Below are 13884 nucleotides of genomic sequence, written 5' to 3'. Positions count from 1 at the left end.
GACGCTAAATTCCGTCCCGCTCGCCTGGCGTCCAGTTTGCGACGACCTCCGCCAGGGATTCCGGCAAACGGTAGGACTCCTGAGCGTCCGGAAATGTGCCCTCCCGGACATCGGTCGCCCAGCTTGCGAGGGCATCCTGCAAGACCTGAAATCCGTTCGAATAGGGGCGCACGAATTTCGGCCGGTGCCCCTCCGTCAATCCGACCACGTCGTGGAACACGAGTACCTGGCCCGAACATTTCGCTCCCGCGCCGATCCCAATGGTCGGAATCTTCAGGATCTCGGTCACACGCGCTGCAAGCTCGGCCGGAATGCCCTCGAGCACGAGCGCAAAGCATCCCGCTTGCTCTAACCGGTGCGCGTCCTCGAGCAGTTGCAATGCAGCCTCGCTCGTGCGACCCTGCACCCTGAAGCCGCCCATGACGTTGACGCTTTGCGGGGTGAGGCCGAGGTGTCCCATCACCGGGATTTCGCATTGGACCAGCGCGCGTATCATGTCGATGCGCTTGGCGCCCCCTTCCAGCTTGACGGCATCTGCTCCCCGTTGCAGGAAGCCACCTGCGTTGCGGATAGTTTCCTGCGGGCTGACATGGAAGCTGAGAAACGGCATATCAGCCACGAGCAGCGCACGAGGTCTTGTGCGCGCGACAGCCTCCAGATGATAGTTCATCATCGGCATGCTGACCGGAAGGGTATTGTCGTAGCCGAGACAGACATTGCCGACGCTGTCGCCCACGAGGAGGATATCGACGATGGAATCGGCAATCCGCGCTGTCACGGCGTCATAGGCGGTGGTCATCGTTATGCGCCGCCGTTCCTCCTTCCATTGTTGAAGGAGCGGAATCGTCACTCGCGCACTGGGCGCTTGAGATATGTGGCTCATCTGCGATCCCCGGTTGTGTTCAATCCGCATTCGTTGCAGCTGCGCTTCTTAGGGGAGACGACAGAAATGGGTCAATGGTCAATTTAAGAAAGAGAAAATGTCTCTCTGAATGGCAACATCAGCAGGCCGGAGGTTTTGATGATTGCGCGATCATGGTGTGAGTACTTCTTCGCGTAACCAAATCCCGCGGCGTTGAGCACGTGGAGGGGCGCAACTGTTCCGGTGATGGACGGCTTGCGGCGCGCGGCCGGGGACATTGCAGACGAGGTTAGGCAACAGAAACACGTCTATTGCACGCCGAACCAAAAATGCCGCGCGGGTCTTAGGGACGTCCGAAAGGCAGCAGCGTCCCTTGGGCGCCAATGGCTTGATCTCGGAAAAGGCGACACGGGAGTGGTCGTCAATGTAGACGGGCTGGGAGCGCCGGGTAATGCCGTCTCCGATCCCTCCAAAAACGCCACAGCGTTATGATGTCGATGTGAATGATCTCGCCTGGGCTTTCACGCTCATATCGGCCTTCCCCGCTCAGTCAGCTCCTCGCGATCCGGTTCAATTCTAAGCGACGAGGATGGCTGACGGCGGCCGTCGACACTTCGACCTGGTCGGCGATCTGCGTGCCGGTGTAGATGTCGGCGCAATGCGTCGAAGCCTGCACATGTGGCTGGCGGGACTTGGCGACGAAAGGGTCTGGAGGAGCGATTGCGCAACCAAGCAACACCTTCCGCGCGGAACCGCTTGACCTATTTTCAATCGTCTTCGGCAAGATGTTTCACAGGTCAGCCATCGGCTTGCGGCAGCCTACTCCTCCGCAGCATCGCCTATCGACCTTTGGGCATCAACGGCGCATTCTTGTGGGTGTTCATCCGGTCTCTCCCAGAACACTGCAGCTTCGGAAACTCAGCTTTCTCGGTTCAGAACGGATGGGCACTTCCTGAAAGATCACAGCTACGTTGAGCCGAATTATTAGCCAAACTTGAACAGTACGCCGTAACCACCTCGCGGATAGCTCCACTCGATGTCACCTCTCTCCTCGCAGATCACGCGGCAAGTGCCGCACTCGATGCAGCCGTCCACGGCGACTTCTATCTGGTGCTTGTCGTTAGCTACATAGCAGTGAGCCGGGCAGGTTGTCAGCATGCTCACGAGCTCCGAGGATGGCATCGTGTGTGGCCGCACCTTGATGTGAGGGTGCCCAGGATCAAGCAGGTAGCGGTTGTAGAATAGCCTGTCCTCGACGCGCGCGGATCGGTCGGTCGACATGGTTAGCCCTCATGGGGGTGTGAGAGAAGCGTTACCGCCAAGCGCGCGCGAGGCGAACGGCATCACCGAGCAGGCCGCTCCACGAACGGCTCTTGACGAAGGAGTTTAGTGATTGCTTTTCCTTTTCGGCCTTTGGTGTCCCGTCGACCCGCAAGAAATTCTGCATCGATTCCGAGACGAGCTCCGGATATGTCAGAAAAAAGTTCCGGGAGTAGGTGTGCATCAGCGCGGGCATGTCTTTGTACTTCCTTAGGTCCCTAATGACAAACGAATGGTCCAACATCGTCTTGTAAATTGACAGATTCGTCGCTGTCATTGGGGCGCCGCGCGACTTGACTTGGATGATCGCTTCGGCCGCGAGTCGCCCCGATGTCATTGCGAGGTTTGAGCCCTCGCGATGCATAGCGTTGTTGAGTTGAGCGGCGTCGCCTACGACGACCCAGCCCTCGCCATATAGCTGCGGAATGGCCTTGAAGCCACCCTCGGGAATGAGGTGAGCGGCATATTCCTTGACTTCCGATCCCTCGATCAGCGGAGCGACCGAAGGATGCCGCTTGAAGCGATCGAGCAGACCATACGGTGTTTCCCCGGTGCTTGTGAAGTGCGCGACCAGGCATCCGATGCCAAGGGAGATGCATTCCTTATTGGTGTAGATGAAGCCCATGCCTGTCATGCCGCGGGAGATGGTGCCCGCAGCCTCAATGACGAGCCCTTCATCGCCCTTAAGATTGAAGCGGGCCTCGATAACTTCGCGCGGTAGGAAGTGCATCTCCTTCACGGCGAGTGCGACCGTGTCCGGCGTAGGCCGCTTGCGTACGCCGGCCCGCGTGCCAAGAAGGCCGTTGACGCCTTCCGCGAGGACCACCGCGCCAGCATGGATCTCGCCATCGGCGCGGTCAGTCCGCACACCCACCACCTTGCCGTTAGCATCTTGCATTAGTTCGGTTGCCGTTGTCTCGCATAGCACCGTGGCGCCAGCTTCGCGAACTTTCTGCGAGAACCACCTATCGAACTGAGCGCGGATGATAGTATAGCGGTTCGGCCTTTCTTCGTTGAAGTCGTCGGAGCGGTAGTGCAGGCCGGTGTGAGAGCGGTCATCCATCATCCAGAAGCGCTGTTCGACCAGATGCCGCTCAAGCGGCGCGTCTTGTCGAAAGTTAGCGACAAGCGCCTCCAGCATATCGGCATAGAGGATCGCACCCTGCACGTTCTTCGACCCGGGATATTCGCCACGCTCGAGCTGAAGAACCTTCAGGCCGTGCTTGGCAAGCGTGAGCGCCGCTGCATTGCCGGCCATACCTGCCCCGACGACGATGATGTCAAATGTTTCCGCGGTCACGAGGTCTCTCCTTGTCCTATCCTGCGATCCGGTCGCGCGAATGCGGCGACAGCCGGGCGCGAAACGCCTCGGTCAGGATTGGCAGCAACCGGATCGCGTCCTCGACAATGCCTAAATGCGAGAACTCGAAGATAGGCGCGTTCCTTTCGGTGTTGATGGCGACGATAAGGTCGGCGCCGTCGACACCGACGCGGTGCTGAATGGCTCCGGAGATTCCGGCGGCGATGTAGAGCTTTGGCCTGATGGTTTTGCCGGTTTGGCCAATTTGCCGGTCGGATGTGACCCAACCCTTTTGCACCAGGGGGCGCGAGCAGCCAAACTCGGCACCTAGCACGTCGGCGAGCCGGCGCACGAGCCGGAAGTTTTCAGACGAACCAAGGCCGAGGCCTCCGGCAACGACAACATCGGCATAAGCGAGATTGGATCGTGCGGAATCGCGATCCGGTAGGAACGACAGCACCTTCGTTACGATATCGTCCTCGACAAGTCCAAGCGGGAGGGTGATGATGCGGCCGATCGGGCGCGCGCAGCGTTCTGGCACAGGCATCACGCGCGGCCGGACTGTAGCCATCTGCGGACGGTAGTTCAGCGTATAGATCGTGCATAGCAGCGAGCCGCCAAAGGTCGGACGCGTCGCGGCGAGGGAACCGTCGGCATCGACGTCGAGCTCTGTGCAATCGGCAGTCAGACCAGTGCGCAATGTCGTTGCGACTGAACCTGCTAGGTCGCGGCCTAGAGTGGTCGCGCCTAGGAGCAAGATCTCGGGCTTGTAGCTATTGACGAGCTTGGTGAGCGCCTTGATATAGGATTCGTTGCGATAGTCCTTGAGCAGATCATCGGCGACCATATAGACAAGGTCGGCTCCGTAGCAGAACGACTCGGTAGCGGCGGCCTGCGATGCCTCGCCCTCTTGCCCGATCACCACTGCGGCGAGATCAACTTTGAGCTTGTCAGCAAGCTTGCGGCCAACGCCCATTAGCTCCCAGGATACAGAGTGGACCTGGCCGCGTTCTTGCTCGATGAAGACCCACACATGTTTGTAGGTCTTGAAGCGGTCAGACAGCTGCTTCTTAGCCGCGGCGCGACTCGAAGGGGAAGCGCCGATTTCAGATGCGGTATTCATGTTGCGCCTTTCTTTAGCTCAATAGCCGCGCGCCAGTGCCGCGAGCTCGATCTCGAGGGCCGGCCGGCACCTGAAAATAGCGTTGATCAATGCCTCCGCGGGCTGCTCGTCAGGCTCTATCATCGTGGCCTTCTCGTTGCGGGCGGCTGGTGCGAAAACGCGCTTGACGACGGTGGGCGAGCCCCGCAAGCCGCATTGTGAAATGTCATCAACCCCCGCCTGTTGCGCGCTCCATTTCAGGATCGTCGCGCGGGCAGCGCGCAGCGCATCAGCCATCGCACCGCGGCGGATCTGGTTCGTCGCTTCGAGCATCGTGACCAGGCAGGGGAGCCGTGTCCGAAGCAACTGGACGCCACCCTCAGAGCGTCGCTCGACGTCGATGGTGCGGGCATGCAAGTCCAGTGCGCTGATCTTGCCAACATAGGTGAGCTGAAACAGGCCAAGCCGTTTTGCGATGCCAGGGCCGACCTGTGCGGTGTCTCCATCGATGGTCTGCTTTCCTGTGAAGACAATGTCAGGGGCGCCGAACTCGCTCGAGATCCTACGGATCGCTGTCGCCAAAGCGTAGGTTGTGGCTAGGGTGTCCGCGCCCGCGAAAAAGCGATCGGTCAGGAGCACCGCACGATCCGCGCCGAAGGTGAGCGCCTTGCGAAGACTGTCCTCGGCAGAAGGGGGGCCCATAGTCAACACCGTGACTTCGCCGCCGAACTGATCGCGTAGCTCAAGGGCAGCTTCCAATGCAAAGAGATCGTACGGGTTGATGATGGTCGGCACGCCCTGACGCATGATGGTATTTGTCACGGGATGCACGCGGATCTGTCCGGAGTCTGGAACCTGCTTGATGCAAACGAGCAAGTGCATGATCTTCTCCAAGACTAATCTCCCCAAAACAGTTCAGAGTGGAATGGCAATCACACCAACGAGAACGAGAACGTTTCAGTCGGCGGAGGTTTCGGGTGTAACCGCTAGGCGCCCGGAGGGCAGTACGCCGCTGCGACTAGGCGTAGCCAGTCCGACAGAGGGCAGTTCAATTTCGTTACCAATCTGCACTAGTACGGGTACAGGCTTGGTGTCGGGCGCGGCGTCCTTTAAGACCTTGAACACGCGCTGTTCAATCGGCGGTGACGTGACGAAATCTGAATATGCGCGCTCAAGCACGAGTTTGCACCGTTTAGCAACGCTGTCGTCCGCCAGATCGCTAAGGCTCTCCTTAGCAAGATATTCGCCCATGCGCCTGAGAATGTGCAGCCGCGCAACGTTGACCACTTTAGGATCGTAGTCGACGCCTAACAGAGCGAAGAACTCTTCGGCAGAAGCGGCTTTGCTGAGGCGCGCGATAATTCCATCAGACATTCAAGTTCCTTCATACTCTGCGGTCTCTACCGGCCGGGTCTGCTTCGCGGGTGCGCTGATATGCCGAGCGAGCGTTGCGCCTCAACGTCCGGCCCGGTGCGATCTAATTGGTGGCGATCTGCACGCCGCGAGTCCGCATCGGCGCGCTCACTCCGGGCGTCGGCAACAGTGGCCGATGCTGGTAGTCCGGAGCCGACCGTCGTCGGACGAGTTGGCTGGCACGACGGACCGGTGTTCGCGCAAGGCCGTCACTTCCCCATGAAGCTGTGGCGTTGTTGATGCTTGCGGAAATTAGCGCTGATGCGATCGGCACCGTCTTGCTTTCTGGAGGTTGGCGCTTGGTGTGCCATCGGTCGAGATGATGTTGTTGGTCGACGAGAGATCGGGACTGATCAAGGTCTGATGGTGTCGGGCGGGGTGCCGTCATCTGGGTCTTTCCATATTCATTCCAATCATCGAAGTGAGCAATGCACGTGCCACCTCAGCTACAGCTTGCGTTCGACCAGGCGGCTCTCACCGCTCTCTTCGCCAAAGCAACGACCAAAATCGGCGCATTGGGTGCAGACTGGCGCCCTGCACATACCTAAACTATCGCGTTCGCAGAGCACGCGATAGAAGAAGCGCTTCCAACGCATATTCCCGGTGTTCCGGCGGGCCAGTGGCGCGAAATGGCGCGTCAGGAGACGGGACAGCTCCGTACGCCCGCGCAGCCCGAGATCCTGCCAGAGGTGGTGAGGCTCCATTGCACGTCGCGCTACCATTGCCGCGAGCCAATGGCCGACGTCGCCGGCAGTCGAACGCTGCGCGAGCAGGAGCTCGCGCAGGACAGCGGTTTCGTCATGGACGTCGGAGGATGAGTTTGGTATCCATGTGAAGGCGCGGGCCGCGGCCGCCGGGAAAAAGCCGGCGAGCAGTTTTCTCAGGGCATGCTCTGGAATTCCAACGCGTTCTACGATCGAGCCGCCATCCAACGCGGCAGCGACCAGGATTGAGGCCAGTGCATGACGATCGAAATCATCGTCGGCGCTGATTTCGGCTTCCGCTGGGTTGCTGCCCGTGAGCAGTCGATAGAGCGCGATTCCGACCTGTTGCACAACGGCGCTCGGCTCAGCCGATCGAGAGTTCGACACTTCCATGTTACTCGCTTGCACCTCAGCCAAGAAATGCCCCGCCGCTATTGGAAAGACCGCTGGATAGCCGGCCCCATGAGACGAGGAGACCGGCAGGATCCTTATGGCGTCGCGGGCTGGGCCGCGGTTTTGCCGATCTGGCTCTCGTCTACCGCCTTCATGATCCCGTGTTCCATCAGCATATCCTCCAGCTCGTCCATGCTGATCGGGGTCGGAACAACGCCCTTCCCGCCGTTGTTGTGTATCTTGGATGCAAGGTTGCGATAATGATCCGCCTGCTTGGAGTCCGGCGCATACTCCAGCACCGTCATGCGGCGCAGCTCAGCATGCTGCACGATGTTGTCTCGCGGCACGAAGTAGATGAGCTGAGTTCCCAGCTTCTTCGCCAGCGCGTCCGCTAGCTCCAGCTCCTTGTCGGTCTGACGCTCGTTGCAGACAAGCCCCCCAAGACGGACGCCGCCTGAATGGGCGTATTTCAGAATGCCTTTGGAGATGTTATTGGCGGCGTACATGGCCATCATCTCGCCGGACATCACAATGTAGATTTCCTGCGCCTTGTTCTCGCGGATCGGCATTGCGAAGCCGCCGCAGACGACGTCGCCGAGCACGTCGTAGGATACGTAGTCGATGTCCTCATAGGCACCGTTGTGTTCTAGAAAATTGATGGAGGTGATGACCCCCCGCCCAGCACAACCGACGCCAGGCTCTGGACCACCGGACTCCACGCAGCGGATGTCCTTATATCCGATTTTCATGACGTCCTCGATCTCAAGGTCTTCGACGCTGCCGACACTGGCGGCGAGGCTGAGAATGGTGTCTTGCGCCTTAGCGTGCAGGATCAAGCGCGTAGAGTCCGCCTTAGGATCGCATCCCACGATAAGGATTCTGTGGCCCATCTCAGCAAGCGCTGCGAGCGTGTTCTGGGACGTAGTCGACTTTCCGATACCACCTTTGCCGTAAAATGCGATTTGCCTCAGTGACGACATGTTCATCTCCATTAAGCGGGTGCCAAAAGCACCGCGCAGTCTCGCGTCGCATTGAGCCACCGTCAGAAGCGGCGACCCGAGGATTCGGTAGGGAGAGTTTGGAGCCGCCAGCCGAGCTCTCAGCTCCCACCGTGTTGCTGTATGCGAAGTGCAACTGGTGTGCCGTTGGCTCCGCGCGGACTAAGGCGCTGAGTACGCTCGCAAAGTGGTTCGCCCGGAGCCGAAGTTGGAAGGGATGTCGCCTCTACGAAAGTCAGGCCAGTGTGAGGATCCAGACAAAGGAGCGCCGCCATGGTAAGATCACAGCGTATCTGCGCCGCCATAGGCGGGGGAAAGGTTGCTTCAGGTTGGGCGCTAGCGTTTAGACGCGTCGGTGCAGATCGGTATTGCGACAGTTAAGGAGCCATTGTCCAATGTCTGTGACGGACGAAAGTGGATCAGCTATGCCGCCCAGAGCCTGTCGCATGCGGGAATCGAGAGCGACAGCCTCGCCTCGGGCGGAGGCCGACTCTCCCGAAAGGGGCGTGGGCTGGCTGAACCCTGCTCGGCTGCTGTTCGGCGCCTTCTTGATGGAGCGCAGCGTTAAACCGATCGCCTAAGGCAGGAAGCGCGCTCCCGGCGCGAACATCTCGCTGTCGTCGACAAGTGCGACGAAGCCACGGATAAGCGATGAATACTGGCGCTAACGGCTGTTGCAATCATGCAGGTGCTTGAAGACGTTCGGGCAACCTGAACTGCAGGCGCCTCGCCAAAGCGCGATAAGAAGGAGCTTCTGGCGCGAGCAATGGACCGCACAGCGATGGTGCGGCTTCCTTAGGAAGACGCCTGTCACGTTATGGCTGGACTGGCCGCGGCAGGGAAACCCGAGAGCCGAGATAGAGCGAGCCGGGTCGGATGCGGCGGCGCCTAGTTACGCCAATGCTCTGGGATATTCTGGTCTTACCCCTGGCTGACGAGCGCTGAAGCGAGCGTCGATCGCGAGGCCTCAGGCCGGCCATTGGCCAGCGAAGAGCCGGAAGTGTGCACCGGCCGCCGTTGTCCTGCCGTGCAGAAGCACCGCCGTGTGTGCGATCTTCCATAAAAGCACGTTCTCACTGGAATAATCGTACGTAGATGCGTCGCTCGTGTGCCCTCTCATGTTTCGATGTGCATCCGGTGATGCCTTCGTGCCGCAAGCGCATGCGTACCGCCCGCTTTCTCGCCTGGGAGGCGACCGACCGCCACCCGCGGAATCAACGATTTGGATCGACAGGTCTGCATAGTGTCGGTCAGCAACATAATGCGCCTAGTTGGTCGGCGCGCGCCTAGACATCGTCGGTCGATTCTTGGAAAAGACGCGGTCGTGGTGCCGATCGACTGCCCCTTACGTGCCGGCGACTAACAATTGTCAATCCAGCGCGACTATCAGCACTCGTCCGGTAACTGGACGTGCCTGATGCCGTCGCGCGGCGCAACGCGATCAAGCTCCTTGCGCTTCATCCCGACGCGGCGACCGCTTTCGATGAAATCGACGCCATAAATGTAGAATCGCTGGAGGAAGGTGCCAATCGAGACGACATAGCCGATCTCGCCCTTCACAGCGAGAACCTCGCCGATCTCCTTGCCAGCATACGTCCCATCATTTCGAATGGTGCGCGTTGCCCGCACTTTCTCTCCATAGCTGAAAAACGGCTGGGCCGTTAGCTCGATAAAGTCGTCGTCGTTCACGTGGTCGCTCATACTCGCATTTCCTCGCTCCAGCGGAGGGGTGGCCGGCGGCCGCGCGCGTTTTGCACGAGGCTATCATGGCTTTCGCCCCGCACCATGAGCTCGCCAGCCACGGCACGAGCCGTAACGCTGAAATGGATGTCGGATGGCGGGCCGTCAAGTGCACTGCAGCGTGGCGTTAGGTAAGCATGCCGGGTAGCCATGCGTAAAATGCCTTGGGCCACGACCGGGTGGACATTGGCCTCGTCTTGATTATCCCTCCAGGGAGCTCCGGTGTTAGCCGGTACATGCTAGCATCTGAGTTTTCGCCGGCCTCGCCGGCAACGATCGGCTGCAGGCTGCCATTCTCGATCGGCTTTCGAACTCGCATCTTCGTCGCGCGATGCGGAGCGTTTCGCGACGGCACACCAAATTGCTCGGCCAGGCGTTGAGGGGATGCCCGCGGATCTGTTGACGAGATCGCCCAGCAGAGGTGACGCAAGACCAGAATGAGAGCCCTACTGCGATTGCGCAGCGACGATACGCGAATATGGCGGGTGGGCCTCGTCGAGGCGCTGGGCGAGGAAAAGGCGGTGCGGTGCTAGCAATGGTACACCTAAGCGCGACTGATCTGGTAGGCGCCCGCGCCATGGACCGCCAATTCAGACAACGATTGCGTCGACCTGGCGTTCCGGTCGAGAGCCTCGACGCCGCCATAACTCATCATAGTGTCTGTCCTCTCGAACACGTTCAGCAAAACCTTGGCGTCGATTGTATCGCTGGGGTCGAGCTCCAGTAGCTCCTGGATCTCGAGCCGCCGCTCGGCGACCCGGCCCGCCGGTCGGGGCTCAGCGGTTACGCTCGGGCGGCTGCCAGGCTGGGAGCAGTCGCCCGAGCAGAAAGCTGCCTCCAATGCCGCGGTCGCTGCGGGGCATTCTTGACGTCGATTGGCGCGTTGTCGGTATGACCATGAAGGTCATGCTGTTTCCCCTCTAGCAGGCGCTTGGTAGCGCGGTAGCGAGGTATCGATGACGCAGGTTCTGTCCACAGGACAAACGGCCACACATTGCGGCTCGTCGAAGTGCCCGATGCACTCAGTGCACTTCTTTGAATCGATTACGAAAGAGCCATCCCTCTCAAAGATTGCTGCATTCGGACATTCCAGCTCGCAGGCGGAGCAGCCCGTACATTGCGAAGAAACGATCTTGAATGGCATTGATGTCTCCTCAAGCTGCAGAAATAACCGTGGCGTTGCGACTGCCGGCCTGAATGCGCTGCACGTGTGCAATCTCGCCGCTGTTGACTTTCTTCAGATAGGCTGTGAACCACACGATCGCCGACTTGACGATGAAGTCATGGGCGAATTGATCGACTGGCGTGATGCCTGCCTTGATCAGGGCCTCCCTCGGGCAGGCGCCGATCTTAGCCACGAACACTGCGTGGCAATCATTGATTGCGCTGATAATCGAAGCCAAGCTGCCCTCCTCGCCGTAGCCGCCCTGGCAATAGACATCGACGCGGCGGTGGCCTACGAATTTCGCCCCTGCCTTCGAGAGCTCGTAAACCTGGAACTCCGCAGCGTGGCCAAAGTGCTCATTGATCAGACCAGAGCCCTTAGTCGCGACCGCAGCCAGCACCTTGATGTCGCTTGACACATCCGCCAGTCCGACAAGCGCGTCATGCCCTGCCACAATCATAGCGGCGCGCTCCTTCTCGACCTTGGCTCGGTAAGCCTTACGGGTGTCCATATCGTAGTTCAGCTCCATTGACATGATCCTCTCGATGGTGAACTCGGCGGTGCGGCTCTCGCCAAGCAGACCGACAGCGTCAGCGCGGCACTGACGGCAGTGCCGCATCATAATCATCTCGCCTTCGCAGGAGTCTTGAACGGCTTTCAACTCCTGAGGGCTCGGGCCACGCTGACCGCTGGCGCCGAAAGCAGTGCCGTGCTCCGGTGAGGAGATAAGCGGCATGATGTTGTGCAAAAAACCGCCGCGCGATTTCACTACCTTGTTGACCTCCGCAAGGTGATGGTCGTTAATCCCCGGTATCATTACAGAGTTGACTTTGGTGAGGACACCGCGCTCGGTGAGCATCTGAAGCCCCTGAAGCTGGCGTTCAGTCAAAATCTTAGCCGCTTCATGGCCGGTGTAACGCTTGTGCTTATAGAAGATCCAAGGATAGATCCGAGTGCCGATCTCAGGATCGACCGTGTTGATGGTGATCGTGACATGGTCGACGTTGAAATTGGAAATGGCGTCGATGTAATCCGGCAGCATAAGCCCATTTGTGGACAGGCACAGCTTTATGTCGGGGGCCGCGGTCTTGACTAGCTCGAAGGTTTTGAACGTCCTTTTGGGGTTCGCCAGCGGATCGCCCGGGCCAGCAATGCCGAGCACCGTCATCTGCGGGACGGCCGAGGCGACCGCCAGTACTTTCTTGACAGCTTGTTCGGGCGACAGCCTCTCGCTGACCACGCCAGGGCGCGACTCGTTTGCGCAGTCGTATTTGCGATTACAGTAGTTACACTGAATATTGCAAGCGGGTGCCACCGCGACATGCATGCGCGCGTAGTGATGATGCGCCTCCTCGCTATAGCATGGATGGGTCTTCACTTTGTCCCAGAGTCCGGACGGCAGATCTCCCTGCCCTTTTTGCGATCCGCACTTTCCTTGACCGCAACAACCTGAGGTGCTGCAGCTCTTGCGCCCGACCTGCTTGGTATCGCCGAGAGCGGTGAGGATATCGCTCCTGCTAGCGCCGTGTTGAGCTGAAGCGTACATTTGGTCATTCTCCCTGGAGACCGAATAGATTGGAAGCTCGGATCTTGCCAAGCGTCTGATGCGTCGTTCTAGAACGGCCTTCAGCAACCTCTATGCCAGCGTTGGGTCCATGCGCTGGTTTGCGCCTGCAAGATTGGTCGTTACAGAAGTCGAGTATGTCGGGTAGCCGACGCACGTTGGAAAATGGACGAATTTGGCGTTACCAGAGAGCGCTTTTACGAAAATGGTCTGCGCATCCCCGGTTCGACCGATCGTATCTGGCTATCATGAGCCAGAGCGTCAGCCCGAACCTGGCCGCGCGCGCAAATTAAAATGAATCGAATTGAAGCCCAGGGCGCAAAGAGGAGTTCGCTCTAAAGACAGCGTTTGGTCGCGCGCCGAAGGGGGACGCCCGCCAAGCGTAGGGGCGTCCGTCGCGTTCTAGCAGGCCGTTGAAAAAAAGTCGCTCGCCGCTGATGGTGGTACCGTGATCCATTGGCGGCTCCGACAAACTTCGGAGATGGTGCCTGGGTCGCGGCGATAATCGAATGGGCGAGCTGTATAGCTAGCTTGATCTGGAGACGCGGGTGCGGCGTGATCATCCGCCGCGATTCTAACGATTGTGAACGAGGCGCTGTCGGCGTTGGAGCGGGACTGCGCTGCGCTCTATTCGACGATTGGACGGGCTGCGATCTCGCAGAGTGAAGCTGCTGCGGGCGACGCTGTTGCAGGCGTTTTATTTGATCCGCGCGGAACGGCTTGTGAAGAGCGGCTGGAATACCCGCCCGCTGTCCGCTGGTTTGTCGCAATCGGGGGTGACGACGTGGTCCGGGATGTTCGATGTTCTCGAAAAACGGCGGCCGGGTGCTCAATCGGCAGTCCGAAGGACGACTCTGGCGAGCCGCCGGCCCGACTTCCATAGCCAAAACACGCTGGAAGGACCTCCATGCGTCGACCACCAGTCCCGATGCTAGGCGCTACCGCGCTGCAGGAAGGGCAAAGGCAAGAGGACGCCACTGTGGACACGGGCTGATGCAGAACCGCCACGACCGGCTGGCCGACGCCTGCCTCATGCTGGCGGGCATGCCGAATGCATCGCAGCGCTGCACATGATGGAGCCGCGTGCTGAATGGCCGGCCCACGATGCGGAAGAGTTCGTCAATGAGCCGCGCTCGATGAACGTGACGCGCATGTTTCACAGAATACCAGCGGCCGTAGCTCTGAGTTTGGGTCGGTCACTAGCCGTAAGCCAGCGCATCTGCAAGCGGGTCGGGAGGCATTCGGCGGGATCAATACGGTTGCCGGGCAAGAGACAGGTTTCATGGTGGTGAGCGCGCCAAATGGGCCTCTATCTTCGTTGCC

Annotated in this window: 11 protein-coding genes and 2 pseudogenes; 1 reads left to right on the top strand and 12 read right to left on the bottom strand. The window is 59.6% G+C overall.

Annotated features, from left to right (window positions below; translation table 11 throughout):
* Positions 1-4: 4 nt before the first annotated feature.
* The 12 genes and pseudogenes from panB to nifB form a co-directional block, all read right to left on the bottom strand.
* Complete coding sequence (gene panB, locus X265_RS37265; protein ID WP_128929937.1) at positions 5-883, bottom strand: 3-methyl-2-oxobutanoate hydroxymethyltransferase; 879 nt, start codon at positions 881-883, stop codon at positions 5-7.
* 529 nt (positions 884-1412) lie between these two features.
* Positions 1413-1646, bottom strand: a complete 234-nt coding sequence (locus X265_RS37260; protein WP_128929936.1) for a hypothetical protein — start codon at positions 1644-1646, stop codon at positions 1413-1415.
* 200 nt (positions 1647-1846) lie between these two features.
* Positions 1847-2143 carry a ferredoxin family protein gene (locus X265_RS37255; protein WP_128929935.1) on the bottom strand — a complete coding sequence of 99 codons (297 nt, stop codon included), beginning with the start codon at positions 2141-2143 and terminating at the stop codon, positions 1847-1849.
* A 31-nt stretch (positions 2144-2174) separates the two neighbouring features.
* Complete coding sequence (locus tag X265_RS37250) at positions 2175-3524, bottom strand: FAD-dependent oxidoreductase (RefSeq protein WP_283810024.1); 1350 nt, start codon at positions 3522-3524, stop codon at positions 2175-2177.
* A complete protein-coding gene (locus tag X265_RS37245) occupies positions 3499-4605 on the bottom strand; it encodes an electron transfer flavoprotein subunit alpha/FixB family protein (protein ID WP_128929933.1) in 1107 nt (368 codons plus the stop codon). Before X265_RS37245 ends, X265_RS37250 begins: the two co-directional genes overlap by 26 nt.
* Positions 4606-4623: 18 nt before the next feature.
* Positions 4624-5466, bottom strand: coding sequence for an electron transfer flavoprotein subunit beta/FixA family protein (locus X265_RS37240; protein ID WP_128955188.1), 843 nt, complete (start codon positions 5464-5466; stop codon positions 4624-4626).
* Between the two features lie 180 nt (positions 5467-5646).
* Positions 5647-5958: pseudogene (nifW, locus tag X265_RS37235) on the bottom strand (nitrogenase stabilizing/protective protein NifW); the annotation flags it as partial.
* 485 nt (positions 5959-6443) lie between these two features.
* Positions 6444-7094, bottom strand: coding sequence for a nitrogen fixation protein NifQ (locus tag X265_RS37230; protein WP_128929931.1), 651 nt, complete (start codon positions 7092-7094; stop codon positions 6444-6446).
* Positions 7095-7189: 95 nt separating this feature from the next.
* Positions 7190-8074 carry a nitrogenase iron protein gene (gene nifH / locus X265_RS37225; RefSeq protein WP_128929930.1) on the bottom strand — a complete coding sequence of 295 codons (885 nt, stop codon included), beginning with the start codon at positions 8072-8074 and terminating at the stop codon, positions 7190-7192.
* A gap of 1404 nt (positions 8075-9478) precedes the next feature.
* Positions 9479-9793, bottom strand: coding sequence for a nitrogen fixation protein NifZ (locus X265_RS37220; RefSeq protein WP_128929929.1), 315 nt, complete (start codon positions 9791-9793; stop codon positions 9479-9481).
* A 943-nt stretch (positions 9794-10736) separates the two neighbouring features.
* Positions 10737-10976, bottom strand: coding sequence for a 4Fe-4S binding protein (locus X265_RS37215; protein WP_128929928.1), 240 nt, complete (start codon positions 10974-10976; stop codon positions 10737-10739).
* Between the two features lie 10 nt (positions 10977-10986).
* Positions 10987-12543, bottom strand: a complete 1557-nt coding sequence (gene nifB, locus X265_RS37210) for a nitrogenase cofactor biosynthesis protein NifB (RefSeq protein WP_128929927.1) — start codon at positions 12541-12543, stop codon at positions 10987-10989.
* Between the two features lie 554 nt (positions 12544-13097).
* Here nifB and X265_RS37205 point away from each other — a divergent pair.
* Positions 13098-13793: pseudogene (locus X265_RS37205) on the top strand (transposase); the annotation flags it as partial.
* Positions 13794-13884: the final 91 nt, after the last annotated feature.

This window comes from Bradyrhizobium guangdongense, assembly GCF_004114975.1.
Taxonomy (GTDB): Bacteria; Pseudomonadota; Alphaproteobacteria; order Rhizobiales; family Xanthobacteraceae; genus Bradyrhizobium; species Bradyrhizobium guangdongense.
Note: the sequence above shows the minus strand (reverse complement) of the source record. Positions and strands in the feature narration are given on the sequence as shown.